1 protein-coding gene is annotated in these 589 nt (G+C 72.0%); it reads left to right on the top strand.

Translation table 11 applies throughout. The features are described from left to right. On the top strand, positions 1-589 hold a 589-nt coding region (locus tag ABD951_RS28520; RefSeq protein ID WP_345353650.1), incomplete at both ends, for a phosphatidylglycerol lysyltransferase domain-containing protein.

Raw genomic sequence — 589 nt, forward strand, 5'->3', positions numbered from 1 at the left:
CGCTCGTCGACCGCTCAGTCCGGGATCCGTTGGCGCCGTTCGCCATGCACTCGTACAAGAGCTACTTCGTCACCACGGACCGCGGCGCCGCGCTCGGCTACCACGCCCGTCTCGGCATCGCGGTGGTCAGCGGCGATCCCATAGGCGACCCCGACCTGTTCCCGGTGCTGGTCGCCGGGTTCCGGGAGCACTGCCGGTCGCGGGGTTGGCGCATCATGGTCCTCGCGGCGAGCGAAGGCCGGCGGGGACTGTGGCCGGAACTGTGGGCGGTCCCGATCGGCCGGGACGTGGTCATCGACGTGGCCGGCTTCGAGATGGTCGGTCGCCGCTTCCGGAATCTGCGTCAGGCGGTGAGCCGGACCCGGAACGCGGGCGTCACGACCGAGGTGATCGCGGAGGCCGACGTGACCGAACCGCTGCGCGGTGAGCTCCGGGAGATCGCGGCGCACGCCCACGGCGGACCGTCGGACCGCGGATTCTCGATGATCCTCGACCACCCGCTCGACGGGCGGTGCCCCGGCATGCTGCTCGCGATCGCGCGGGACGCGGACGGGGTGGTGCAGGGATTCCAGCGGTACGGTGTCGCCGG

This window comes from Rhodococcus olei (assembly GCF_039540555.1).
Taxonomy (GTDB): domain Bacteria; phylum Actinomycetota; class Actinomycetes; order Mycobacteriales; family Mycobacteriaceae; genus Rhodococcus_G; species Rhodococcus_G olei.